At 38.9% G+C, this 26,199-nt stretch carries 28 protein-coding genes and 1 other annotated feature; of the genes, 4 read left to right on the top strand and 24 right to left on the bottom strand.

Annotated features, from left to right (window positions below):
* Nucleotides 1-92: 92 nt before the first annotated feature.
* The 18 genes from secE to ACIQXF_RS14015 all read right to left on the bottom strand — a co-directional run bounded on the left by secE (nt 93) and on the right by ACIQXF_RS14015 (nt 16,648).
* Entirely contained in the window at nt 93-278 is a 186-nt protein-coding gene (gene secE / locus ACIQXF_RS14100) for a preprotein translocase subunit SecE (RefSeq protein ID WP_205446172.1), read from the bottom strand.
* Between the two features lie 48 nt (nt 279-326).
* Complete coding sequence (gene rpmG / locus ACIQXF_RS14095; protein ID WP_402783764.1) at nt 327-473, bottom strand: 50S ribosomal protein L33; 147 nt, start codon at nt 471-473, stop codon at nt 327-329.
* A gap of 74 nt (nt 474-547) precedes the next feature.
* Entirely contained in the window at nt 548-1,195 is a 648-nt protein-coding gene (gene sigH / locus ACIQXF_RS14090) for an RNA polymerase sporulation sigma factor SigH (protein WP_049662792.1), read from the bottom strand.
* Between the two features lie 68 nt (nt 1,196-1,263).
* On the bottom strand, nt 1,264-1,776 hold the full coding sequence (locus ACIQXF_RS14085) for an NYN domain-containing protein (protein ID WP_402783762.1): 513 nt from the start codon (nt 1,774-1,776) through the stop codon (nt 1,264-1,266).
* A 2-nt stretch (nt 1,777-1,778) separates the two neighbouring features.
* Nucleotides 1,779-2,531, bottom strand: a complete 753-nt coding sequence (gene rlmB / locus ACIQXF_RS14080; protein WP_402783760.1) for a 23S rRNA (guanosine(2251)-2'-O)-methyltransferase RlmB — start codon at nt 2,529-2,531, stop codon at nt 1,779-1,781.
* The gene (locus ACIQXF_RS14075; RefSeq protein WP_483869732.1) at nt 2,531-2,950 is read right to left on the bottom strand and encodes a Mini-ribonuclease 3; all 420 of its coding nucleotides are present in this window, start codon (nt 2,948-2,950) and stop codon (nt 2,531-2,533) included. The genes rlmB and ACIQXF_RS14075 overlap by 1 nt, the downstream gene beginning before the upstream one ends.
* A 5-nt stretch (nt 2,951-2,955) precedes the next feature.
* On the bottom strand, nt 2,956-4,356 hold the full coding sequence (cysS, locus tag ACIQXF_RS14070) for a cysteine--tRNA ligase (protein WP_402783757.1): 1,401 nt from the start codon (nt 4,354-4,356) through the stop codon (nt 2,956-2,958).
* Nucleotides 4,353-5,003, bottom strand: coding sequence for a serine O-acetyltransferase EpsC (gene epsC, locus ACIQXF_RS14065; protein WP_402783755.1), 651 nt, complete (start codon nt 5,001-5,003; stop codon nt 4,353-4,355). The genes cysS and epsC overlap by 4 nt, the downstream gene beginning before the upstream one ends.
* Nucleotides 5,004-5,390: 387 nt before the next feature.
* Nucleotides 5,391-5,607, bottom strand: a binding site (T-box leader).
* A gap of 50 nt (nt 5,608-5,657) precedes the next feature.
* The gene (gene gltX / locus ACIQXF_RS14060; protein ID WP_402783753.1) at nt 5,658-7,118 is read right to left on the bottom strand and encodes a glutamate--tRNA ligase; all 1,461 of its coding nucleotides are present in this window, start codon (nt 7,116-7,118) and stop codon (nt 5,658-5,660) included.
* 91 nt (nt 7,119-7,209) lie between these two features.
* Nucleotides 7,210-7,686, bottom strand: coding sequence for a 2-C-methyl-D-erythritol 2,4-cyclodiphosphate synthase (ispF, locus tag ACIQXF_RS14055; protein ID WP_370044013.1), 477 nt, complete (start codon nt 7,684-7,686; stop codon nt 7,210-7,212).
* A gap of 292 nt (nt 7,687-7,978) precedes the next feature.
* Nucleotides 7,979-8,671, bottom strand: coding sequence for a 2-C-methyl-D-erythritol 4-phosphate cytidylyltransferase (gene ispD / locus ACIQXF_RS14050; protein ID WP_402783809.1), 693 nt, complete (start codon nt 8,669-8,671; stop codon nt 7,979-7,981).
* A 12-nt stretch (nt 8,672-8,683) separates the two neighbouring features.
* Nucleotides 8,684-9,769 (bottom strand): PIN/TRAM domain-containing protein, encoded by a 1,086-nt coding sequence (locus tag ACIQXF_RS14045; RefSeq protein ID WP_402783751.1) that lies wholly within the window; start codon nt 9,767-9,769, stop codon nt 8,684-8,686.
* Nucleotides 9,770-10,089: 320 nt separating this feature from the next.
* A complete protein-coding gene (gene radA, locus ACIQXF_RS14040; protein WP_402783749.1) occupies nt 10,090-11,466 on the bottom strand; it encodes a DNA repair protein RadA in 1,377 nt (458 codons plus the stop codon).
* Between the two features lie 104 nt (nt 11,467-11,570).
* Complete coding sequence (locus tag ACIQXF_RS14035; protein WP_402783747.1) at nt 11,571-14,015, bottom strand: ATP-dependent Clp protease ATP-binding subunit; 2,445 nt, start codon at nt 14,013-14,015, stop codon at nt 11,571-11,573.
* A complete protein-coding gene (gene mcsB / locus ACIQXF_RS14030; protein WP_402783745.1) occupies nt 14,005-15,114 on the bottom strand; it encodes a protein-arginine kinase McsB in 1,110 nt (369 codons plus the stop codon). The genes ACIQXF_RS14035 and mcsB overlap by 11 nt, the downstream gene beginning before the upstream one ends.
* Nucleotides 15,111-15,656 (bottom strand): UvrB/UvrC motif-containing protein, encoded by a 546-nt coding sequence (locus ACIQXF_RS14025; protein WP_402783743.1) that lies wholly within the window; start codon nt 15,654-15,656, stop codon nt 15,111-15,113. Before ACIQXF_RS14025 ends, mcsB begins: the two co-directional genes overlap by 4 nt.
* Before the next feature lie 13 nt (nt 15,657-15,669).
* Entirely contained in the window at nt 15,670-16,140 is a 471-nt protein-coding gene (locus tag ACIQXF_RS14020) for a CtsR family transcriptional regulator (protein ID WP_402783741.1), read from the bottom strand.
* Between the two features lie 202 nt (nt 16,141-16,342).
* A complete protein-coding gene (locus tag ACIQXF_RS14015) occupies nt 16,343-16,648 on the bottom strand; it encodes a magnetosome magnetite crystal formation protein family (protein WP_402783739.1) in 306 nt (101 codons plus the stop codon).
* Nucleotides 16,649-16,776: 128 nt separating this feature from the next.
* Here ACIQXF_RS14015 and ACIQXF_RS14010 point away from each other — a divergent pair, with 128 nt between their 5' ends.
* Both ACIQXF_RS14010 and corA read left to right on the top strand, forming a co-directional pair.
* Nucleotides 16,777-17,457: a class I SAM-dependent methyltransferase gene (locus tag ACIQXF_RS14010; RefSeq protein WP_402783807.1), complete on the top strand. Its 681-nt coding sequence runs from the start codon at nt 16,777-16,779 to the stop codon at nt 17,455-17,457.
* A gap of 82 nt (nt 17,458-17,539) precedes the next feature.
* Nucleotides 17,540-18,499 carry a magnesium/cobalt transporter CorA gene (gene corA, locus ACIQXF_RS14005; RefSeq protein WP_402783805.1) on the top strand — a complete coding sequence of 320 codons (960 nt, stop codon included), beginning with the start codon at nt 17,540-17,542 and terminating at the stop codon, nt 18,497-18,499.
* A gap of 142 nt (nt 18,500-18,641) precedes the next feature.
* On the opposite strand, the gene ACIQXF_RS14000 is transcribed toward corA, so the two are convergent.
* The gene (locus tag ACIQXF_RS14000; protein WP_402783737.1) at nt 18,642-18,851 is read right to left on the bottom strand and encodes a hypothetical protein; all 210 of its coding nucleotides are present in this window, start codon (nt 18,849-18,851) and stop codon (nt 18,642-18,644) included.
* Nucleotides 18,852-19,379: 528 nt separating this feature from the next.
* On the opposite strand from ACIQXF_RS14000, the gene ACIQXF_RS13995 reads away from it, so the two are divergent.
* On the top strand, nt 19,380-20,690 hold the full coding sequence (locus ACIQXF_RS13995) for a protoglobin domain-containing protein (RefSeq protein WP_402783735.1): 1,311 nt from the start codon (nt 19,380-19,382) through the stop codon (nt 20,688-20,690).
* Between the two features lie 52 nt (nt 20,691-20,742).
* Here the strand turns inward: ACIQXF_RS13995 and ACIQXF_RS13990 are convergent, their stop codons facing one another.
* From ACIQXF_RS13990 to ACIQXF_RS13980, 3 genes are all read right to left on the bottom strand, one after another.
* The gene (locus tag ACIQXF_RS13990) at nt 20,743-21,222 is read right to left on the bottom strand and encodes an acyl-CoA thioesterase (protein ID WP_402783734.1); all 480 of its coding nucleotides are present in this window, start codon (nt 21,220-21,222) and stop codon (nt 20,743-20,745) included.
* 67 nt (nt 21,223-21,289) lie between these two features.
* Nucleotides 21,290-22,717, bottom strand: coding sequence for an aldehyde dehydrogenase family protein (locus tag ACIQXF_RS13985; protein WP_402783733.1), 1,428 nt, complete (start codon nt 22,715-22,717; stop codon nt 21,290-21,292).
* 42 nt (nt 22,718-22,759) lie between these two features.
* On the bottom strand, nt 22,760-23,728 hold the full coding sequence (locus tag ACIQXF_RS13980; protein WP_402783732.1) for a DUF4003 family protein: 969 nt from the start codon (nt 23,726-23,728) through the stop codon (nt 22,760-22,762).
* Between the two features lie 365 nt (nt 23,729-24,093).
* Between ACIQXF_RS13980 and ACIQXF_RS13975 the strand changes: the two genes are divergently transcribed.
* On the top strand, nt 24,094-24,234 hold the full coding sequence (locus ACIQXF_RS13975) for a hypothetical protein (RefSeq protein ID WP_402783731.1): 141 nt from the start codon (nt 24,094-24,096) through the stop codon (nt 24,232-24,234).
* A gap of 58 nt (nt 24,235-24,292) precedes the next feature.
* Here ACIQXF_RS13975 and ACIQXF_RS13970 read toward each other — a convergent pair whose 3' ends face one another.
* On the bottom strand, nt 24,293-24,652 hold the full coding sequence (locus ACIQXF_RS13970; protein ID WP_402783730.1) for a DUF779 domain-containing protein: 360 nt from the start codon (nt 24,650-24,652) through the stop codon (nt 24,293-24,295).
* Nucleotides 24,653-24,673: 21 nt separating this feature from the next.
* Nucleotides 24,674-26,194, bottom strand: coding sequence for an aldehyde dehydrogenase (gene adh, locus ACIQXF_RS13965; RefSeq protein ID WP_402783729.1), 1,521 nt, complete (start codon nt 26,192-26,194; stop codon nt 24,674-24,676).
* Between the last annotated feature and the right edge of the window lie 5 nt (nt 26,195-26,199).

Genomic DNA, 26,199 nt, shown 5'->3' with positions numbered 1-26,199 from the left:
TTTACTGCTGTTCACTTCATAAAACAAACGAAAAAACCCGTTTATTGTATGGACGGGCTATTTTCAGAAGTATTAACATGCTATTTACTAAATTATAAATCTAAGTACCAGCGGAATAATGATGAAATACCTAAATCTACTAACACAAAAAATAAAGCCATAATTACAACAGTTGAAATTACAACGACTGTATATTTCGTCAGTTCTTTACTTTTTGGCCAGCTTGTTTTGCGCATTTCCGACATTACGTCGCTGAAAAAGCCTTTAATCTTTCCCATTCTAGCCTAACCTCCGAATCAATCATATCTGTCTATTTACAAATTATTTTATAGCGTTTGTTTATGCACTGTATGTTCATTGCAATGCGAGCAATATTTTTTTAATTCGAGGCGCACAGTTGAACCTTCTTTAGCAGGCAACGTGTAGTTTCTCGATCCACATTTTTCGCAATTTAGCACGACTTTCTTTGCCATATAATCACCCTTTTGGCACTTTGTCTTTTAAAGACTAACACCTATATTTGTCAATGTCAACAAGGGCATAAGCGCTAGGACATTTCCTCAAGAACTAAATGTCGCTCTAATTTACGCTTTACTCTTTGCAAAGCATTATCAATAGATTTCACATGGCGATTTAACTTTTCAGAAATTTCATGATAAGACTGTCCATCTAAGTATAGAGCTAACACTTGTAGCTCCAATTCACTTAAAATCTCACCCATCTTTTCTTCTAAATAACCAAACTCTTCCCTATGAATCATTAATTCTTCTGGATCATCCATAATAGCGCCTGTTAACACATCCATTAATGTACGATCTGACTCTTCATCAAATATAGGCTTGTCCAAAGAAACATATGAATTTAACGGTATATGCTTTTGTCTTGTTGCTGTTTTAATAGCCGTAATAATTTGTCTTGTAATACATAGTTCAGCAAAAGCTCGAAAAGATGCTAGCTTATCACCCTTAAAATCACGAATTGCTTTATACAAACCAATCATGCCTTCTTGGACAATATCTTCCTTATCTGCACCAATCAAAAAATACGATCTTGCCTTTGCTCTTACTAATAAACGATATTTCGTAATTAAATAATCCAACGCATCTGTATTACCTTGATGCACCATTTCAATAAGCTCTTCATCATTGAATCGTTCAAAATCTTGTGTCACTTGTACAATACTATTTTTAAACATGGTATCACCTCAGCCACAACAGATAATTAGGAACAGTATAACGGAATTGGAAAATATGCGTCAATCAATCATTTCATGCCACGTCGCCATTTTTCGAATGCTAAAGCAACATCTGGCTTTAACTCTATGCGAGAAGGCGGCTTGCTATCCTGTTTTCGCTTCACATCATGTGTAATATTATGTTGGATAATGCTCATATCAATCTCTAGCTCTCTTGCCGATTTCCGCAGAGCACCATTACCAAAAATAACGCTTTGCTCTGCCATATCGGAGGTTGCTACGTGAATCTGTACATTTCTAGCCTTTAGTTCATGTGTCATTTTTTCAATGCGCTCATCTGCTGTTTCGTTTTTTCGTGTATAAATGACTTGGACATCGTTCTCCATATAAGATTGCTCTACACCTGGCACAAGATGCGCGTCGAAAACGATAATTACGCGCCACCCCATAGCTGCCTTATATTCAGCCATAAGCTCAATTAATCTCCTACGTGCATCTTCAAAATTTGTATCACGTAATGGGCGCAGCTCTTTCCAAGCCCCAATCATATTATAACCGTCAACAAGCAAAATGTTTTTCATGACTAATCATTCGCTTCTTGACGTTTACGATACACTTCATACATTAAGAGTGCAGCAGCTACTGATGCATTAAGCGATGTGACATGCCCAATCATCGGCAAATGATATAAAAAGTCACATTTCTCTTTTAATAAGCGACTCATTCCTTTACCTTCACTACCAATAATAATTGCAAGTGGTAATGTAGCATCCATTTTGCGATAGTCTGCAGAACCCTTAGCATCTGTACCTGCTATCCATACACCTCGTTCTTTTAGCTCATCTACTGTCTGAGCCAAGTTATTAACGCGTACTACTGGTACATGCTCAATTGCTCCAGTTGAAGACTTTGCCACTACAGCTGTCAAACTTACTGAACGACGTTTCGGTATAATAATACCGTGTGCACCGATTGCATCAGCAGTTCGCATAATAGACCCTAAATTATGCGGGTCTTCTAGCTCATCTAAAATTAGGAAAAATGGATCTTCCTGTTTTTTTGCCGAAACTGCAAATAAATCCTCTAGCTCTGCATATTTATATGCTGCAACAGAGGCAACAATTCCTTGGTGATTGGCATTTGATAATTGATCTACCTTTTTTTTCGGGACAAATTGAACAATGACACCACGTTCTCTTGCTAAATCTAGTAGTTCATTAACCCCTGATTTTTTTACACCTTCAGCAATCCATACTTTATTCATATCGCGGCCAGAACGAAGTGCTTCTAACACTGGGTTTTTACCGGCAATAATTTCACCATTTTGCTCTACCATTATTTTGACACTCCTTTTGATTCCTCGATTATTTGAATAGCGTATGCAATAATCTCATAAACGCGTTCTAGTTCATTTAATAAATATAAGCTACCTAGTATTGCCTCAAATCCTGAGCTATTACGGTATGTTTGAACATCTGTATTTTTTGGCACAGAGCCGGATTTGGCATTGCGTCCACGACGAAACACAGCCAATTCCTCCTCTGTTAAAAAGTTTTCATCGATCATTCGATGAACAATCATAGATTGCGCCTTTGCTGACACATAACGTGTCGCTTCTTTATGAAGTGTATTTGGTTTGACACGGCCAGCACGTAGTAAATGCTCTCGCACCTTTTGTTCTAAAACTGCGTCTCCCATATAGGCTAACGCTAGTGCATTCAATTGCTTTACATCTTCGTTGCGGAGTTTATCCAAGTTACTTACCCTCGTTTCCATCTAGTTCCTTGTCGAGTATCTTCTAAAATGATACCTTGCGCTTGCAAATGGTCACGGATTTCATCTGAACGAGCAAAATCACGGTTTTTACGTGCTTCTACGCGTTCCTGTAAAAGTGCTTCAATTTCTTCGTCTAATAGCTCATCTTCTTTAGCAAATTCAATACCTAAGACGTCACCTAACACCTCAAAAATTTCAACAAAACGCAATAATACTTTCTCATCTGTGTTCATTTCATTTAAATAAATATTGGCAATACGCGCCAATTCAAATAATACGGAAATAGCATTGGCTGTATTAAAGTCATCGTCCATTGCTTCTTCAAAAAGAGCTTTTTGTTCAGTAATTTTTTCAAGCCACTCTTCTGAATGATTGCCTAAGCTCGTTGTCGCCGTTAAGCGGTGCTTGACATTGTTGTAGGCTGTTTGAATTCGTTCTAAACCAGATGCAGCTGCATCGACTAAATCTTTTGCAAAGTTAATCGGATGACGATAGTGCACTGAAAGCATAAAGAAGCGTAATATTTGTGGGTCAATTTGTTTGCGAATATCATTGACAAGTATAAAATTACCAAGAGATTTGGACATTTTTTCATTATCAATATTAATATACCCATTGTGCATCCAATAACGCGCAAATGTCTTATCATTATGAGCTTCAGATTGAGCAATTTCATTTTCATGATGCGGGAATGTTAAATCTTGCCCTCCAGCATGAATATCAATAGTATCTCCCAGATGCTCACGCGCCATTACCGAGCATTCAATGTGCCAACCCGGACGACCTTTTCCCCAAGGACTTTCCCAGAAAATCTCACCTGGTTTGACAGCTTTCCATAAAGCAAAATCTAATGCATCATCTTTTTTCTCGCCTGCTTCAATACGAGCACCAATTTTTAAATCATCCACCGATTGATGAGATAATTTACCGTAGCCATTGAATTTACGAGTTCGGTAGTAAACATCACCAGCCGACTCGTAAGCGTAGCCTTTATCGATTAAAATTTGTATAAATTGAATGATATCATCCATATGCTCAGTGACGCGTGGATGTACATCAGCCTTCTTGCAGCCTAGCGCTGTAATATCTTCAAAATAAGCAGCAATAAAGCGCTCTGTTAATTCATGAACTTCTTCTCCAAGCTCGTTAGCAGCCTTAATAATTTTGTCGTCCACATCTGTGAAGTTCGAAACAAACTTCACATCATAGCCTTTGTATTGAAAATAACGACGAACTGTATCATAGACAATTACAGGGCGTGAATTCCCAATATGAATATAGTTATAAACTGTCGGACCGCAAACGTACATTTTTACTTTACCTTCTTCTAGCGGTATGAAGGTTTCCTTTTGTCGTGTTAATGAGTTATAAATTTGAATACTCATTGTGCTTCTCTCTCCTTTTGTAAGCGTTCGACCTGTTGTTGCAATTCTACAATCTGCTTCTCGAAAGCTTGACAACGTTCTTCTACAGGGTCAGGTATATTTTGGTGATCTAGCTTTTTCTCTAGACGAACTCCATCCTTAATCACTATTTTACCAGGAATACCGACAACTGTAGCATTTGGTGGCACTTCTTTTAAAACAACTGAACCTGCACCAATTTTACTATTCTCACCAATTGTAATAGAACCTAGCACCTTTGCACCAGTCGCAACTAGCACATTATCTTCTAATGTCGGATGTCGCTTTCCTTTTTCTTTCCCTGTACCACCTAAAGTTACACCTTGATACAATGTGACATTATCACCAATCTCACAAGTTTCACCAATCACAACGCCCATCCCATGGTCAATAAAGAAACGTCGACCAATTTTCGCGCCAGGATGAATTTCAATTCCAGTAAAGAAGCGACTAATTTGTGAAATGGCACGAGCTATAAAATAAAAACGCTTTTTAAAGAACCAATGTGCAACTCGGTGTGCCCACGTAGCGTGCAGACCTGAGTATGTCAACACAACTTCAAGTACACTACGCGCAGCTGGATCATTCTCAAAAATTGTTTCTACATCTTCCTTCATTCTTTTAAACACGAAAAACTCCTCCTTTCCGGTTTTGATCCGCCTTGATCCTTTGGAACTTTCACACAATCAACAGCATCCTTGGCCTTTGAAATTGTAGCTAACGTTGTTTCGCTTCAGAGTTAACTGAGTAGAATTGATCTATCAATTTCGCCTTGGCGTAATAGCGTCCGGATTTTGAATTGTGCCCAGGCCTGCACGAGGGCCGACACGATGTCGGTCATTTCGGTAAAGCCATAGGACGTGGCGTTCTTAGACTGAGTTCCTCTATTTCAGTAGGTGTTTGGACAGCCACTGAAAAAGTAATTAAAGTCTTCTGTATCTGCGCATGCTTTCGCGATAAAACATTTGCTGAATGAAGATAAAATAAAAAACGCCCCTATCATCCCTAAAAGGAATGACAGAGACGCTAAATTTGCGCGGTTCCACTCTGATTGAAGGCATAGCCCCCCACTCTGGACGTTCTATAACGGGAACGAATCGATAAAGCCTACTATTGTTCAGCTTTATGCTCAAAGGTGCATTTCAGTTTTGCCTAGGCTCAGACCACTTTCAGCCGGTGATGGTCCTCTCTTTAGAGCATGCGCCACTTACTTCTCCTTATCAACGCTTTCTCAATGTAAATACATTTTACAACTAACTAATAAATTGTCAACAAAATTCTATTTATTGTGCAAATCTCCCTACACGGTCAATTGTCTTCTCTTTACCGATTAAGCAAATTGCGTTAGGAAGCTCAGGGCCATGTGTTTCACCCGTTGTCACAACGCGAATTGGCATGAATAAATTCTTACCTTTGTGACCTGTTTCTTTTTGAACAGCTTTAATAGCGGCTTTGACAGCATCCGGTGTAAATTCTTCTAAACCTTCAAGCTGTGCTTTAAATGCTGCCATTACTTCTGGTACCTGTTCACCTGCTAAAACTGCCTTTGCTTCATCATCATATTCAATATGATCATTAAAGAATAGGCTAGATAGTTCTACTATTTCAGCACCGAAGCTCATTTGGTCATGATAAAGTGCAATTAAATCCGTTGCCCATGCATGCTCTTGTGCCGTTAGCTCTGCTGGTAATAAGCCTGCTTTTTGTAGGTGTGGTAAAGATAATGACACAACTTCTTCTAAAGATAGCTTTTTAATGTATTGGTTATTCATCCATGTAAGTTTTTGCTTATCAAACATAGATGGTGATTTTGAAAGACGTTTCTCATCAAAGATTTTAATAAATTCTTCTTTTGAGAAAATCTCTTCTTCCCCTTCAGGAGACCAGCCAAGTAATGCAAAGAAGTTGAACATTGCCTCAGGTAGGTAGCCTAAATCTTTATATTGTGTAATGAATTGAATAATGGATTCATCACGTTTTGATAACTTTTTACGGTTTTCATTAATGATTAATGTCATATGACCGAAGCTTGGATACTCCCAGTCGAATGCATCAAAAATCATCATTTGTTTTGGTGTGTTTGATAAATGCTCTTCACCACGGAATACGTGTGAAATTTCCATGAAGTGATCATCTAATACAACCGCATAGTTATAAGTTGGGATACCGTTTGCTTTAACAATTACCCAGTCACCAATGTCTTTTGATTCAAATGAGACTTGTCCACGTACTAAATCCTCAAACTCATATGTTACATTTTCAGGTACGCGCATACGGATTGTATAAGGTTCACCAGCAGCTTCTTTAGCCGCAACTTCCTCTGCTGATAAATGACGACAAGTGCCATCATACGTTGGGGCTGCTACACCTCGTGCTTTTTGCTCTTCACGAGATGCTTCTAATTTCTCTGAAGAACAGAAACATTTATAAGCTACACCTAGCTCTAAAAGCTTTTCAGCATGCTCTTTATAAATATCAAGACGCTCCATTTGACGATAAGGTGCGTACGGTCCACCGATATCAATAGACTCATCATATTCAATACCTAACCATTTTAAGTTATCTAACTGAGATGCTTCTCCGCCCTCAACATTACGTTCAATATCCGTATCCTCAATACGTACGATAAACTTACCGTTATGATGTTTTGCATATAAATAGTTGAATAACGCTGTACGCGCTCCACCGATATGTAAGTAACCAGTAGGGGATGGCGCGTAACGAACACGAACTTCTTTCGCCATAATTAAAAGCCTCCTAAATTTTCGATCAAAAAATTGACTTTGTTCATTTTACCACTCTGATACAGGAAATAAAAGCGTTGAAAGCCTGCTTTTACTTCTTAATCAAAAGAATTGTAGCCATTGCTGCAATACCTTCCTCGCGACCTGTAAAACCTAAACGCTCAGTTGTTGTTGCCTTGACATTCACTTGTGAAGGCTCTGCATGAAGTAATTCAGCAATACGATTTTGCATTTGCTCAATATATGGTGCCATTTTCGGGCGCTGTGCCATAATCGTACAATCCACATTTCCTAGAACATAGCCTTTATCCTCAACAATTTTCCAAATATGCTCTAATAATTTCGCTGAATCTGCATCCTTAAATGCTGGGTCTGTATCCGGGAAATGTCGGCCGATATCTCCCTCACCAATAGCCCCTAATGCTGCATCTGTCACAGTATGTAATAATACATCTGCGTCTGAATGCCCTACTAATCCTTTTTCATGAGGAATTGTTATACCACCAATAATTAATGGACGTCCTTCTTCAAATGCATGAACGTCAAATCCTTGTCCAACTCGAAACATATGCTATTGAGATTGTCTAATAAGTGAATCAAAACAGAAAAATCCATCAACAATAGGCTCATTACCTTCCTTACTTTTACCATAGATGATGCGCATCTTTACAAAGCTCTATTCAGCTTATAAGGCAGTCTCATTCACCTTCTTTCACTTTTATATTTACTCTATATTATACCCTCACATTTAACATATTTCCTAGGAAATTGAGCCGTTAGTAAATAGTGTGCTTTTTCATTGGCTGAAATGTAAAATCTCATCAGCAATTTATAATGCTGATGAGATTATTAGTTCATTATTATAATGTTTCCAAAGCACGTTTACGTAATATCGCTTCCCCGAAAACTAAATCCTCTTGGGTAGTCATCTTCACATTTTCGTAGCTACTTTCTACGATATGCACTGCATGTCCGAGACGTTCAACTAGCATTGCTTCATCGGTACCAAGGAAGCCCACTTTCTCAGCTACATCCTCTGCCTCCACAATCAAATCGAATTGAAATGCTTGTGGTGTTTGAATCATCCATAAGCTTTCACGATCAACCGTCTCTTCAATAACACCATCACGTACCTTTTTCATCGTATCCTTCGCGCGAACACCCGCAATCGCGGCTCCAAAGTCATGCGCACTTTGTACAAGATTCGCAATAATACCATGAGTAATGAACGGACGCGCCGCATCATGCACAAGCACAATGTCGACCTGCTCCATTTCCTTCATGCACGAATGCACGGAATGCTGTCGCTCAGCACCACCATCAGGCAAGCCTTTAACCTTTGAGATTCCATATTTCCCTAGCATTTCTTGAATAAAGGCCCGTTCCTCTGGTTTCACAGCAAGCCAAATACCTGTACATTGACTATCCTGTTCAAATACCTGCAGTGTATGGATGAGAATCGGTTTCCCTGAAAGATTTAAAAATAACTTATTTTGCCCCGCTCCCATTCGCTTTCCGCTTCCCGCTGCAGGCAATACAACTTCATATTGCATTTTTTTCACTTCCTAGTCATCCTTTGGTTTAGCAAAAATCATACGACCTGCTGATGTTTGCAGAACACTTGTAACGGTCACCGTAATTGCCTGTCCTATATAGCTACGTCCACCTTCAACAACTATCATTGTGCCGTCATCTAAATAAGCCACTCCTTGATTATGCTCTTTCCCATCTTTAATGACCATCACTTGCATATCCTCACCTGGAATAACTACCGGCTTCACTGCATTTGCTAAATCATTAATGTTTAGTACCTTCACTTGGTGTAGCTCACAAACTTTGTTAAGGTTAAAGTCGTTCGTTACAATCTGTGTATCGTTACCCATTTTCTTCGCAAGACGTACTAATTTTAAATCAACCTCTTGCACATCCTCAAAGTCCTCTTCCGTAATCTCAACCTTTGTCATACGTTCATCTTGTAATTTTTTTAAAATATCTAAACCACGACGACCTCTTGTACGTTTTAACGTATCCGAAGAATCTGCAATATGTTGGAGTTCAGTAAGGACAAACTGAGGTACAACTAATATACCTTCTATAAAGCCTGTTTCTGAAATATCTGCAATACGACCATCGATAATAACACTCGTATCTAACAGTTTATAGCTTCCTTGTTCTTCTTGAGTCTCTATACCTTCTGCTTGTTTCTTCTTCGTATGGTTACTACGTAATGTAAATAGCTGAATTAATTCATCCCGCTTTTTAAAACCTACACGGAACCCTAAATAACCGAGTACAAATGACAGGATAATCGGTATAACCCCTGTAATGGCTCCCAATTTAACACTATCAATAGCAAACCCTAAAAAATATGCAACGATCAATCCAATTATAAGACCGAGCGTACCGAATAATAAATCCCCAACAGGTACCTTAAATAGCACCTCTTCCATCCAGCTAATGAGCCTCACAAAATAATCGGAAAAGGCAAACGATAATGTAAACAGTATAATTGCTCCTAAAGCAACTGATACGTAAGGATTATCAAGCCAAGGATTAGATGATAAATGAAGCAATTTGTATAATGGCGGTAAGAAAACAAGGCCTAAAGCTCCTCCAATCAGTAAAAAAGCAATTTGAACAAATTTTTTCATAAGCTGTCACCTCCCATTCTTAAATATAATTATACATAGTTTACTGTAGAAAATCTTTCATGAACCCATCAAATTACCGTTAATTTCCCTTCTTTATTATCGATAATTTTTAGTCATCGAAAGAGTTAAAAATAATTTTGAAGATAAATATCTATCCAAAATAAGAAGCCCCTTTAGTGGCGTCCGATGAGCCATTATACGAGCCTTATTGTCAGACGTTATCTAGGACGCGCATCCCCCTTTTCGAGTTTCCGCCTATAATCCACGAGCTCCTAAATAAAAGTGCATGTCAGAGCATTATCCAACATGCACAAACTTATTTATAGCTCTCTAAAGCAGGCATTTAATGCATCCTTTATCGTTTCTACTCCGACTATCTCAATACCTTGGGGAAAATCCCAACCGCCAATATTAGAAGCTGGAATGAAGGCCCGTTTAAAACCGAGCTTCGCTGCCTCAATCACACGCTGTTCAATACGAGACACACGACGCACCTCTCCTGTCAAACCTACTTCCCCAATAAAACAATCTGTTGCTCTAACGGCTTGGTCCTTAAAGCTTGAAACAATGCTTGTCAGCACGGCCAAGTCAATTGCAGGTTCATCAAGCTTCACACCTCCAGCAACTTTAATATACGCATCCTGTGCCTGTAGCATGAGACCCATTCTCTTTTCAAGGACTGCCATTAACAGTTGCACACGGTTTTGATCGACACCTGTTGCCATACGTTTGGGATAATTAAAGCTTGTAGGTGTTACAAGCGACTGAATTTCAACAAGAATCGGCCGTGTACCTTCCATAGAAGCAACTATCGTTGACCCTGCTGCCCCCTGTGAACGCTCCTGTAAGAACAACTCAGACGGATTTAAAACTTCCTTTAAGCCCCCTTGAAGCATTTCAAATATAGCAATTTCATTTGTAGAACCAAAGCGGTTTTTTTGGCTACGTAAAATACGGTGATTATGGTGTCGTTCCCCTTCAAAATACAACACAGTATCGACCATATGCTCCAAAATACGTGGCCCTGCAATTTGACCCTCTTTCGTTACATGGCCAACTAAAAAAATAGCGATTCCTTTTGTTTTTGCAATTCGCATTAGCTCTGCCGTACATTCACGTACTTGTGATACACTACCAGGCGCACTCGTTACCTCAGGATGAAAAACAGTTTGAATAGAATCGACAATCACAAACTTCGGCTGTACATCATCAATGGTCTGATTTAAAAACTCTAAATTCGTCTCAGAATAGATATAAAGCTCCTGCGATATCACCCCTAAACGCTCAGCACGCAGCTTTGTTTGACGGATTGATTCCTCACCAGAAATATAGAGCACGCGATGCCCCTTATTCGATAGTAACGCTGATACTTGTAGTAATAACGTCGACTTCCCAATTCCAGGATCTCCCCCAATTAATACAAGGGAACCCGGCACGATGCCCCCACCTAGCACCCGATTGAGCTCACTCATTTCAGTTGCAACTCGTGATTCCTCAGCAGCTTCAACCTGTATAATTGGGAGAGCCTTTTGGGTAACTGTAGCAGAATGTTGAAATGCCCCACGAGGCCCTTTAGCTACGACCTCAACTTCCTCAACCATCTTATTCCATTCCCCACATCCTGGGCATCTTCCCATCCACTTTGCAGATTCATAGCCACAGCCTGTGCATACAAATTTCGTTTTCTTCTTAGCCAAATTGAATTCACCTCGAATATTTGTTCTTATATTTATTGTACATAAAAAAAGACAGCTTGGCACTATAGCCTTGCTGTCCTTTTCAAATGAAACGCTATGAAGAATTACTTTGAAGCAGAAACTTCTTCTTTTTTCTTCACAACAAATTCATCATTTACATAATCAATGATCACTTGGTTGCCCTTTTCTACATTACCTTTCAGTAGTTCTTCCGATAAACGGTCTTCTACTTGTTTTTGTAATGCGCGACGTAGTGGGCGAGCACCATATTGAGGATCATAGCCTTCCTCAGCAATTTTCTCAAGTGCTGCATCTGTTAACTCTAACGAGATGTCTTGCTCTTTTAGACGTTTTGTTAAAACATTCGCCATCATCGCTACGATCTCTTTTAAATGTTCTTTTTCTAGTGAGTGGAAGACGATCATTTCGTCGATACGGTTTAAGAATTCTGGACGAAATGCTTTTTTCAATTCTTCCAGCATTGTACCCTTCATATCTTTATACTTCGTATCAGTACCACCTACATTGAAGCCAAGGTTTTTCTGATATTTTAAAGCATCCGCACCAACGTTTGATGTCATAATAACAACCGTGTTGCGGAAATCCACCACTCGACCTTTAGAATCAGTTAAACGGCCATCTTCAAGTACTTGAAGTAAGATATTGAAAACGTCTGGATGAGCTTTCTCAATTTCATCTAGTAATACTACAGAATATGGTTTACGACGAACCTTTTCTGTTAGTTGACCGCCGTCATCAAAGCCTACATAGCCTGGAGGTGAACCAACTAAACGTGAAGTCGAATGTTTTTCCATGTACTCAGACATATCAACACGAATCATTGCGTCCTCATCGCCAAACATAACCTCAGCTAATGCTCTAGCAAGCTCTGTTTTACCAACCCCTGTAGGGCCTAAGAAAATAAATGAACCAATTGGTCGTTTCGGATCTTTCAAGCCAGCTCTTGCTCGGCGAATGGCGCGAGAAATTGCCTCTACTGCTTCTCCTTGACCTACAACTCGTTTGTGTAACTCTTCTTCAAGCTGTAATAGCTTAGATGATTCTTCAGAAGCAATTTTTGAAACTGGAATTCCCGTCCACATAGATACTACCGCTGCTACATCATCCACTGTAACTTTTGATTCGGCTTTACCCTGTTCTTCCTTCCAATTTTTCCTTGTAGTTTCGATTTCATCTTTTAGCTTTTGCTCAGTATCTCTTAATGACGCTGCCTTTTCAAATTCTTGACCTGAAACAGCTGCATTCTTTTCAGAGCGTACATTTTCAAGCTTATCTTCAAGTGCTTTTAAGTTTGGTGGCACCGCGAATGAACGTAAGCGTACTTTAGAACCTGCTTCATCAATCAAATCAATCGCCTTATCTGGTAAGAAGCGATCAGAAATATATCGATCACTCATTTTTGCTGCCGCTTCAATTGCTTCATCTGTAATTTTCACACGATGATGAGCTTCATAACGATCACGTAAGCCATGAATAATTAGAATCGCTTCTTCTACGGTTGGCTCATCAACTTGAATTGGTTGGAATCGGCGCTCTAGAGCTGCATCCTTCTCAATATATTTGCGGTACTCATCTAGTGTTGTCGCACCGATACATTGAAGCTCACCACGAGCTAAGGATGGTTTTAAAATATTTGATGCATCAATGGCACCTTCTGCCCCACCTGCACCGATTAATGTATGCAATTCATCAATAAATAAAATAACATTGCCTGCTTGGCGAATTTCATCCATGACTTTTTTCAAACGATCCTCAAATTCACCACGGTATTTTGTACCTGCAACAACTGTCCCCATATCAAGTGTCATGACACGTTTATCTCGAAGAATTTCTGGTACTTCATTATTGATAATTTGCTGTGCTAAACCTTCAGCAATAGCCGTTTTACCGACACCTGGCTCCCCAATTAATACAGGGTTATTTTTTGTACGGCGTGATAGAACTTCAATCACACGTGTAATTTCCTTGCTTCGGCCTATGACAGGATCTAAAGTACCTTCACGAGCAATTTGCGTTAAATCACGCGCAAGACTATCTAATGTAGGCGTATTAGCAGCCTGTGCAGCTTGTTGACCAGATTGGGCATTGTCATTATTACCCAATAACAATAGTACTTGCTGACGAGCTTTGTTTAACCCTACACCAGCATTATTTAATACTCTAGCCGCTACACCTTCACCTTCACGAATAAGTGCTAATAGTAAGTGCTCTGTTCCAATATAAGAATGACCTAGCTTGCGAGATTCATCGACTGATAACTCAATTACCTTTTTAGCTCTTGGTGTATAGTGAACAATTGGGCCAACATCTTCTTTACCTTTTCCAACTAGTTCTTCAATACCTGCTTCAATCATTTGAGGACTAATATCAATAGCTTCTAACGCTTTTGCAGCAATACCCCCGCCTTCACGAATAAGCCCTAATAGAATATGCTCTGTTCCAATTGATTCGTGTTTCCAACGAATTGCCTCTTCCTGTGCAAGTTGTAATACTTTTTGTGCGCGTTGTGTAAAACGATTAAACATCATATGAATCCTCTCCTTTTCCCCCAATAATAGGCTTACTCATATCTTCACGAAATAATGCTTCTCGAAGCATTTTCGCTCGTACGCGATCACGATCAGCAGGCGGTAAAACCTCTCCTGCATAATGCTGTAAAAATCCAGGTTGCATACTAACTACACATTCGTTTAAAGTTGTCGCTTTAATGCCCTGTATCAATTGTAAATCTACTCCTAAACGTACATTGGATAGGCAGGTAGCGGCCTCTTCGCTCGTTAAAATTCGAGCATGCGTTAAGGTTCCTAAAGCACGGTATACGCGATCTTCTAGAGCAAGCTCTGCCTTTTCCACTAATTTGCCCCTCGCAACCCGTTCTTTTTGAATAATTTTTTCAGCGACGCTTTGAATGTCCGCTAAAATATCATCCTCTGTTTTTCCTAGTGTAATCTGATTCGACACTTGGTAAACATTACCTATATTTTCACTACCTTCGCCGTATATTCCCCTTACTGTCATTCCTAATCGTGTCATTGCATTAATGATTTGATTCATCTGACCTGTTAGCGTAAGGGCTGGTAGGTGCATCATGACAGATGCTCGCAAACCAGTACCAATATTCGTTGGGCAACTTGTTAAATATCCAAAAGTATCACGAAATGCATAGGGCAAAGCTTTTTCTAAGATACGATCAATTTTGTTGGCATGTTCATATGCCTTTAAAAGTTGAAAACTCGCTGTCATACATTGAATGCGTAAATGATCCTCTTCATTCACCATAATACTAACTGATTCATCATCAGATAAAAGCATGGATCCAACTTGCTCTTTTTTTGCCAGCTGAGGACTAATTAAATGTTTTTCTACAAGTATTTGACGTTGTAAAAATGTTAAATCCTTGATAGCAAAATAAGAGTAATTTTCTTGAAGTTTCATGCTGTCCTTTATTGCATGCGTAACAGCCTGTTCTACCTGCAATGCCTCATTTTCTGTAAAGACTAATGGAAAACGATATCCGTCTAAATTTCGAGCAAGGCGAATGCGTGTACTAATGACAATATCCGAATAATCGTCCTCTACGCTCATCCATGTTGGTGTAGCCTGCTCTAAAAACGACTCAATCATCACGACACATCACCACCTTCAAATTGTAACTGCTTCTCAAGTTCCTTTACTTCATCACGAAGTTTTGCTGCCTCTTCAAATTGTTCTTCATCTACAGCAACTTTCATACGTTTACGAATATCTTCAATTTGCTTCTTGATGACATAAACATTGCTTCTGGCCCCAGGCATCTTGCCTATATGCTGAGGACCAGCCTGTATACGATTAAAGAGCTTTGGTAAGTGTTCACTAAAAGTGTCATAGCAGCTAGGGCATCCAAATTTACCTTCTTTTAAAAACTGTTTATACGTAAATCCACATTGTGGACACGTTTGCGGTTGTGGTTGTGCCTGTTGTTTTTCATCCACTTTTTGTTGCCATGAGGGTGAGCCAAACCAATTGGATAGTAATTGTTGAATAGATACCGGCTCTTGTTTAAATTCCGCATGAAATGGATGGAACTGCGAGGCGCAAACGTCACAATAATGGTGCTCGACCTTTTGACCATTTTGAACTTGTGTTACGGTAACTGTCGCATTACGCTGCTTGCAATGTTCGCAAATCATTTCCATCACCTCTCTACTTTTGCTGTTCATATTTAATCGTTGTTAGCATCGCTCGTAATATTCTTGCTCGAATGTTATCCCGTAAAGGGAGCTGCAAATCCAATGTTAAGCGATCAATTGCCGCTAACATTATTTTCGCTTCTCGCTTCGAAATTACCTGCTCATCAATTAGTCGATAAACTAAATCTTCTGCCATGGTTTGCGATGCCCCATCTTCTATTTGCCTGAGAACATCCTCAATTAGGTCAATTTGTGAATTCGCACGGACACGTAAAATTCGAATGTATCCACCACCACCACGTTTGCTTTCAACAAGGTAACCTCGTTCGGCAGTAAATCTTGTATTAATCACATAATTTATTTGTGAGGGTACGCATTGAAATTTATCTGCAATTTCACTACGTTTTATTTCAATATGCCCTTCTCCACCTAATTCAAGTACTTGCTTTAAGTAGCCTTCTATGATGTCTGATATATTACGCACTTTAGGAATACACCTCGCTTACTCCACTGACTTTGACTATCTTTGACTATCTTTGAGTATATTATACAAAACGCTTGAAAATAATTGCAATTATTTCGCACACTGAAAAATTTCGGGATCTACTTATAACGATAATGTACCCTTTTTGGCTATAGAAAAAACGCAAGTATATGCAACTAGCATATACTTGCGTCTATAAATTTTATACCCAACGACCAACAATTGGGTAACGCCAAGGCTCATCAGATAAAGCCTTCACTATACCGATAATTGGTACAACAAATAACATGATCCCGAAAATGATTAAAAACGGTATGCCAATTAAGATAACGCTTAAAGCAGCTGAAATTCCAAATAAAACCCACATCACAACTTGGAACAACAACGCTTGGACGGAAATTGCTTTTACCTCTTCATCCGAACTAATTAAGAAAAATATAATCGGTACTAACCATGGCGCAAAAAATGCACTTGCGTGTATGATTACTTTAGACCATTTAGTTTCCACTTATATCAACCTTTCCTTTTTAATTTTGCTTTTGTTTTATGTACTACTATTTACGGAACTGTACCCTAAATAGTTTCAACATAAATTAGATTTAAAAAAAAATTTTTTTGAAAGGCATGTGATACGTGATGAAATTTAATAACACACTTGCAAGCGAATATGAAAAAGGTATTCGACGCACGCTACCTAGCTACGATGCTATGCTACGGTTAGCACAAACCTTTTACCAAGCTACATTACCCGACAATGCTGATTTTTTAGTGGTTGGCTCAGGCAGTGGCAATGAAATTTTACAGTTTGCCGAGAATAGGCCATACTGGTCATTTGTTGGTATGGATCCCGCTGAAGCCATGCTACAAATTGCCAAAGAGCGTTTAAAATCTTTACCTAATAATATCTCTTTATATCAGGGTACTATACTAGATACTAAGCTACCCTCAGCGAAGTTTGATGCAGCTAGCTGTATTCTAGTGCTTCATTTTATCAATGACGATCAAGAAAAACTTGCAACATTAAAAGAAATAGCAAATAATTTAAAGGCTGGTGCGCCATTTGTTATTGTTTCTAAATACGGGCAACTTGGCTCTGTTGAAACGGAGTTACAATTTGATTTATGGCGGGCTTATTGGCTGCAGCATACTAAGCTATCACCATCGGAGGTAGCAGATATGGAGAACACTATACGTTCCCTTTCATATATGCGCGAAGAGGATATTTTAACACTGCTCCAGCAAGCAGGATTTACAAAACCGTCTAGATTCTTTGCCACTACTTTATTTGGTGGTTGGATATGCTATAAAGAGGATTAACATTTAACTTCTTTCAGCGGATGTCGTTGTTCTAAAGACAAACAGCCTTAAGGATAAAATCAACAGAATTGAGGTGAATGCTGTGATACGCACAATCGGAATTACGAAAGACCAACAACTTTTAAAGGAATTTCCTCTTGAGGACATACACAAAAATCAATTTGAGTGGTTTTGGGTCGATTTTGATTGCCCAACACCTGAGGAAGAACTACAGTTAGATACATTTTTTCATTTCCATCCACTCGCTATAGAAGACTGCTTAATGCGTTTACAGCGGCCAAAACTCGATTTTTATGATGATTTCCATTTCTTTGTTATTCAAAGGGTTAACGAAGAATTAGCAGCAGAGGAAGTTAATATTTTTGTTTCTAATAAATTTATTGTTACATTCCATAAAAATGTTGCACCCGAAATAGATAGAGTGCAACAAATGTTCGAGAAACAGCCAAAGAAATGGGAACGAGGCACAATTTATTTAACGTATCAAATAATCGATAAAATCGTTGATAGCTATTTCCCACTTGTCTATAAGATTGAGGATCATTTGAATGCACTTGAAGATGAGCTTACCTATCAGAGTAACCTTCATGCCATGAAAACTGTGTTCGAATTCCGTAGTGATTTGCTAGACCTACGACGCACCATTTTACCAATGCGGGATCTATTATATCGTATCCTAAACTCTTACCGATTTTCACTAAACAAATCAGAAAGAGCTTACTTCGGTGATATTTACGATCATTTACTTAAGCTGGCTGAAATGATCGAATCCAATCGTGAGCTGACCGCTGACATGCGTGATAGCTATATGGCGATGAGTTCCAGCCGTATGAATGGGATTATGATGACCTTAACAATTGTTTCAACAATCTTTATTCCTCTAACATTTATCGCGGGTGTTTATGGGATGAACTTCGATAATATGCCTGAGCTCCATGGCCAGTATAGCTACTTTATTGTGCTCGCTATTATGATTCTGATCGTTCTATTTATGCTAGCAGTCTTTAAATTTAAAGGCTGGTTCAAATTATTTAAACCTTAAAAGCGATAGTTTATTGACACAATACAAAAAGAATTTGTTAGCTTCCACAATTACTTGATGGAGAACTAACAAACTCTCAGGGATCTTCGATTTCACCATATAACCGGCATCTTAGAAATTTTTCTGGGATGCCTTTTCAATTTCAATAGGGCCCGCGATCATCAATTTTATTTTCACCTTGCTGCGGGAATAAAAAGTATGCAAGTACCCCAGATACTAATGTTGCGCAGATAGTTATTAATAGTTGATCTACGTCTGGCACCTCAGCGTAGTAGTTTTTCAGCATATATACTGAGCCAATTGCTACAATTACCATAACCGGAATGACAAATTTGAAACGCTTCTTTTCCATGCAATACCTCCTCAAAAATAATTTCCGTTCATTTATAAAGCTAAACAGTTCGTATTTTACAGGTTTCCTATTGTAAATTCAATTCACCTATTACCTTTTCAATAGTCTATTTCATGACTTTTACCTTCTTTCAGCGGGTGTCACAGAATCAGAAAGGAGTTCACATAGGATGTTAGCCTAAAATCATCGCATCCATGCGATAACGGCTAACGGACCTGCATCGGTAAAAACTCCACGTCCTGTGGCATTACCGAAATGACCGACATCGTCAGCCCTCGTGCAGGCCTAAGCACAAAGCCGATTCCTGACGCAATTATGCAAAAGGCATAATTGATTCGACAATCATCTGTGGTGCTCATAAAAAAAATATAGAAATAAACTAAAATTTTAACCAAAAATACTGCAAAAAATAGTAGAATAGACTAAATACCATATATTACTCAAATTAACAAACGCATCAATCCAATAATAGGCATTAAGTTTACTTTTATATTTAATATGCATTTATAAAGAATGGAGCAAACAATAATGAGTTGGTTTACAAAAAAGAATGATTCTAGCTACTCAATTACTTTAACGCCTGAAAATTACAAGAACAATGTTCAATTGGATGTTTCCAATCATCCAAAGCTTCAAAAACAATTACAATTATTAGATTTAACACTTGAGGATTTAGCCATCATTAAACAATTGCAACCATTAGCAAAGGATTTAATCCCTGAAATGGTGGATCAATTTTATGCAGCTATTAGTTTGAGCCAAGATTTATTAGATATTATAAACAGAACATCGCAAATCGATCGTTTAAAAGTTACTTTACATAAGCATTTGGGTGATATTTTCGAAAGTCATATTAATGACTCTTACATTAATGAACGGAAAGCAATTGCCGAGGCACATGTTCGAATCGGTCTACAATCGAAGTGGTATATTGCCTCATTCCAGTCATTAACTTCGACATTTACAAACTTTGCAAACAAATTGGATATATCGAAGCATGACGCAATTCGTGCTATCAACGCCTTCTGTAAAATCATTAATTTCGAGCAACAGCTTGTCATCGAGGCCTATGAACGGGAAGAGGAACGTATTCGTACAGCAGCTGATGAAACAAAATATGCTCTTGTTACTACCATTCAGAAAACGGCAGAGGAGCTCAATGCAATTAGTGAAGAAACAGCAGCTTCTTTATTAGTCATCTCCTCTCAGACAGATGATATCGCTGTAGCAACAAAGCAAGGTTTAAGCTTTGTTGCCGATACACAGGAAAAATCAAGACGCGGCCAGCAACAGCTACAACAGCAAAATGATTTAATACAGATCATTTTACAAAGTGTCAACAGTCTCGAAGTTACGATGAACCAATTGCGCACATCTTCCCAAAAGATTTCGGAAATTGTAGGACTTGTAACAGGTATTGCCGATCAAACTAACCTATTGGCACTAAACGCTTCTATTGAGGCTGCTCGTGCTGGTGAGCATGGTAAAGGCTTTGCAGTAGTTGCAGACGAAGTTCGTAAACTTGCAGAAGAGACTAAAAATGCTGTACAAAATGTTTCCCATCTCATAAAAGAAACAGAAAGTAATATTACAACTATGTCGAATTCTGTTTTAAATGTCGATCAAAAAATTCAACATAGTGTAGATACGCAAGAAAGCTTATCCAATTCATTTAATGATATCGCAGATGCGGTTTCTGGAATTCAACAGCAGTATGTAAATACATCAAGAGATATTTCTGCAATTTCTAATTTAATTACCGAGTTGTCACAAGGAGCTACACTTGTTTCTTCTTCATCTGACTCACTTATTAATGTGGTCAATGAATTAAATATGTAGAAACATAAAAGGGAGATTGACTGTACTGTACTACGTCAATCTCCCTTTTCCTTTAATGTGGTAATGCACGTTTTTGTTTTCGATGCTCTCGGCGCGCAGGTCCCGTTTCAAACAGACGCTTTTCTGCATCTGTTTCAGGATAAATTGCGGGAACTGGCTTAGGTTTACCATCGTCATCTACTGCGACCATTGTTACAAAGGATTCCGTGGTTAATTTCTCCTCGCCAGTTTCAATATTCCGTGAAATAACTCGAACATAGACTTCCATAGAAGAACGCCCTGTTGATGAAACAATACTTTCTATTTCTAAAATGTCCCCTACATGTGCTGCTGATAAAAAATCAACTGAATCAATAGAGGCTGTGACCACATGCCCTTTTGCATGCTTCATTGCTGTAATAGCAGCAATTTCATCAATATAAGCTAACACTCTTCCACCAAAAATGGAATTGTGATTATTTGTATCTGGCGGTAATACGAGACGCGTTTGAACAGTACGTGACTGGTTCATTGGTACAGCGTTGTTTGACATAGTTCTTGCAACTTCCCTTCATGAATGTTCTTTCGTCATCGTATCGCAGAAAAAGAATGGATGCAAATTAGAATGATTTTTTCATTGTAATAAACTTCATATCTGTCATTTCCTCGATAGCCCACTTAATGCCTTCACGTCCATAGCCACTCATTTTTACGCCGCCATATGGCATATTATCAACCCTAAATGTCGGAATATCATTAATTATGATAGCGCCAGCCTGTAATTCATCAGCCGCACGTAATGCATCTTCTAACACATTCGTATAAATTCCGGCATTTAATCCAAGTTCCGACTCATTCACTAGTCGAATAGCGTCGTCTAATGTTTCATATGAAACAATTGAGACGATTGGCGCGAAAGTTTCCTGACAAACAATCTTCATATCAGCTGTCACATTCGTCATAACAGTTGGCGTTAAAGTACGTTCTGTGAAAGTCCCTCCTGTTGCGACTACCGCACCTTGTGACTTTGCTTCTTCAATCCATTGACGAATACGATCAACTTCTTTTGAATTTATCATTGCACTAACATCTGTTTTTGAATCTAGTGGGTCACCTACCACTAATTTCTCTGTCTCAGCTACGAACGCTTGTGTAAATTCATCAATAATAGATGCGTGTACATAAATACGTTGTAATGAGATACAGACTTGTCCAGCAAAATTAAAGGCACCTCCAACACAACGAGTGATAATTTTATCAATCGGTGTCGATGGTTCGACAATTACTGCAGCATTGGAACCAAGCTCTAAAGTAACTTTTCGTAAACCTACCTTTTCTTTAATGCCCATTCCAACCTTACCACTTCCAGTGAATGTCACCTTTTTCACAAGTGGATGAGTTACAAGTGTATCGCTTAACTCCCCACCGCTACCTGTAATAATTTGAAGCGCACCATCCGGTAGACCTGCTTGCTGAAAAATTTCAGCCATCACGATAGAACTTAATGGTGTTTGCGTCGCTGGCTTTAATACAACCGTATTACCAACTGCAAAGGCAGGACCTAATTTATGTGCCACTAAATTAAACGGAAAATTAAATGGTGTAATGGCTGATATTACACCTAGCGGTTCACGCTTTGTCCAGCCAATACGATCTCCTGCCCCAGGTGCAGCATCCATCGGAACCGTTTCACCCTTTGGCTGCTTAGCCCCCTCTGCAGCAAATTGATAAGTCGCTATTGTGCGTTCTATTTCGGTTAATCCTGCTGATATTGGTTTTCCTGCCTCTAAGGCCAAAATTTCAGCAAATTCCTCTTTACGTTGTCGCATAATGTCGACTACTTTATATAATATTTCGGCACGTTCGTAGGCTGTTGTTTTTTTAAACGTTTGGAATGCCTCCTGTGCACCTTCTATTGCTCGCTCAACATCTGAAATTGACGCCTTCGCTACTTTTGCGACAACCTCACCACTAAAAGGTGATTTTAACTCATATGTTTCCTTTGCGTCCTGCCACTGGCCATTAATCCAAAGCTTTGTTTCCTTCATCCTTCAATTGCACCTCCAAATAATATGTTCTTCTTTATTTTATCACGAAGAACTTGAATTAGATGCTACAGCAGCTGCAGTCACCGCTCCTATCATCGCGGCCTGTTGTGCTTGAATTAATAATTCAATGGATGACATGATTGTCATTGATAAGGATTGTTGTATTTTCGCCATTTCATGAATAGCAATTTGGATGGCCATAAATAACACAAATTCACGATGCCATTTCAATAGTTTCATACCCTTTAGCTCGTGGTATAAATCCATAATCTGTTGTAGCTGGGCTTGATTCACTTCAAGAATTGCTAAAAAGCCAAGTAATGGATAGTGCATCGTTTTGACCTTAACATCCTGTTTTTTTAATGTATCACGGATTGTCACCACACTCGGTACTAAATTACTATCAAATTGAGGTGATAAGAATGTTAGTATCTGCGATAGCCATTGTAGTTCGTTCCCTGCATTAAAGTTATATGTACGTAATTCCTTATAATAACGATTCATTGTTTCTGCACGGAGAACAACGTCATCAGATGGGCTACTTAACAATACTGCATACGGAATATCGTCGAAGGATGTTAAAAATCGATGATGCTCGCGGATTGCTTCAAATAATGCACGTGCTGCCTGTGCGTGGGCACGCTTCCCACCCTCCTCTTTAGTTAAGAACTGAGCACCTATAAAAGTAAAATTCCCACTCCTAAATTTTGCTTCCTTCATTATCCTTACGTTTGTCAGCAAATTATTTACCGCTTGTTCAGAATCCTCTTGTTGCATCAAATTTGCAGCAATACTATAGCCTACAGCTGTCCTTAATGGGGACATCCATGACGACTGTTTTTTCATTTCTTGTAATACTTCTTTATATTTAACGGTATCAAAGGCTTTTCCTGACGCCACATATGCACTAGCAATTGCTAACACAATTTTACGATCAACCGTCCATCCTACAGCTTTTGAGACCTCTTCTACTGTTTTTGTAAATTGATTTTCAATCATAGCAAAATCCATTGTAAGCACACTCCTTTTTCATATTTACGTAACATACAGTTGTAAAGATTCGCTCTGCTTGTAACAATTAACATAAAAAGTAAACTTAATTTAATGTATGTTACTAGATTTTATATGGTTAAATAGAAATAACTTATACAGAATGGAGGTATTTAAATTGATTGAAAGGACAAGTAGAAAATCTTTATTCGCTGTGACCTTACAAGATCGATTACAGTTATATTTATTTTTACGTAACTCTGCTAGAAATGTAGCCTTACATACACTTTTCCAGAAAAATTAACACATAAAAACAGCGGCAAAAGTATTGCCGCTGTCCCATAAAGCTGATCAATTATGCCTCGGCATAATAGTGTCCGGAGGCTTTGGGCCAACGTGATGTTGGTCACTCAGTCGTTGCCACAGGACGTGGCGTTCTTAGACTGAGTTCTTCTATTTCAGCAGGTGTCTTTTGTACCGAAAGCGTAGCGACAGGTACAGGTGTTGGGACACCCGCTGAAAAGTAATCTAAACCCGCATTGATCGCAACCACCTATAGAGATAGGAGACTTCAGATGAAAGAAGTTAAATTAACTTTAATTCCTTTAATTCCTCTGATGAAAAGGCCCTTGATCTTGTTAAGAATCGTTTACCTTCAACGCCTTCAAGTGAGAACATACCACCTCTACCATCGACAACATCCAAGATTATTTGTGTATGCTTCCAATAATCATATTGATTTTTATGCATATAGAAGGGAGCACCACCAATCTTTCCGAGGCAAACATCTTGATCTCCTAACAGTAAATCGCCTTCTGGATAACACATTGGTGAGGAACCATCGCAGCACCCACCTGACTGATGAAATATAACTGGTCCATGCTTTTCTTTCAATAATTTGATTAGTGCTAGCGCTTCTTCCGTTGCTAAAACACGCTCGACCACGCTCATGCACCTCCCTACTAATTAGAAGAAACCAAGTTTATTTTCGCTGTAGCTAACTAATAAATTTTTCGTTTGCTGATAATGCGATAACATCATCTTATGGTTTTCACGACCAACACCCGACATTTTATAGCCACCAAACGCTGCGTGTGCAGGATAAGCATGGTAGCAGTTTGTCCAAACGCGACCTGCTTCAATACCTCGACCGAAGCGGTAAGCAGTATTCATATCACGTGTCCATACACCTGCACCTAAACCGTATAATGTGTCATTTGCAATTTCTAAAGCTTCCTCTTTTGTTTTAAATGTTGTTACAGCAACAACTGGTCCGAAGATTTCTTCTTGGAAAATACGCATTTTATTGTGCCCCTTGAAGACAGTTGGTTTAATGTAATAGCCCTTTTCAAAGCCTGCTCCTACATTATTCTTCTCTCCTCCAATCAGACATTCCGCACCCTCTTGCTTACCAATATCCAAGTAAGAAAGAATTTTTTCCATTTGTTCACTTGAAGCCTGTGCACCCATCATTGTATTCGGATCAAGCGGATTTCCGACTTTTATTGCTTCTACACGCTGTAATACGCGCTCCATAAATTTATCGTAAATGGATTCTTGAATTAATGCACGAGAAGGACATGTACATACTTCACCTTGGTTTAGAGCGAATAATACAAAGCCCTCAACTGCTTTATCTAAAAAGGCATCGTCTTCATCCATAATATCTTCGAAGAAAATATTTGGTGACTTTCCGCCCAATTCTAATGTAACCGGAATAAGGTTCTGTGAAGCATATTGCATAATTAAGCGACCTGTTGTTGTTTCACCAGTAAAGGCAATCTTACCGATACGTGGATTCGATGCTAGTGGTTTCCCTGCTTCTAAGCCAAAGCCATTAACAACATTAAGCACGCCCGATGGCAATAAATCTTCAATTAATTCAACGAGCACCATAATTGAAGTCGGTGTTTGCTCAGCTGGTTTTAACACTACACAGTTTCCAGCTGCAAGTGCAGGTGCTAACTTCCAAACAGCCATTAGAAGTGGGAAGTTCCAAGGAATAATTTGACCTACTACCCCAATTGGTTCATGGAAGTGATAAGCAACCGTATCATTATCGATTTGGCTTACTGCACCTTCTTGTGCACGTAAAGCCCCGGCAAAATAACGGAAATGATCAATGGCAAGAGGGATATCTGCATTTAATGTCTCACGTACCGCTTTACCGTTTTCCCACGTTTCAGCAACAGCTAGCTTTTCTAAATTTTGTTCAATACGGTCCGCAATTTTAAGTAAAATGTTTGCACGTTCTGTTGCGGATGTTTTTCCCCATGCATCTTTTGCGGCATGTGCTGCATCGAGTGCAAGTTCGATATCCTCAGCAGTTGAACGCGCTACTTGTGTAAAAACTTGTCCAGTAACAGGAGTAACATTGTCAAAGTATTGACCCTTCACTGGGGGTGTCCATTCTCCGCCAATATAATTTTCATATTTCTCTTTGAATTGAACTACCGACCCTTCAGTGTTTGGAAATGCATAAACCATTTTAC

This window comes from Lysinibacillus sp. NPDC097231, from assembly GCF_044761885.1.
GTDB lineage: Bacteria > Bacillota > Bacilli > Bacillales_A > Planococcaceae > Lysinibacillus.
The sequence above is the reverse complement of the archived record's forward strand: the minus strand, read 5'-3'. Positions and strand labels throughout refer to the sequence as shown.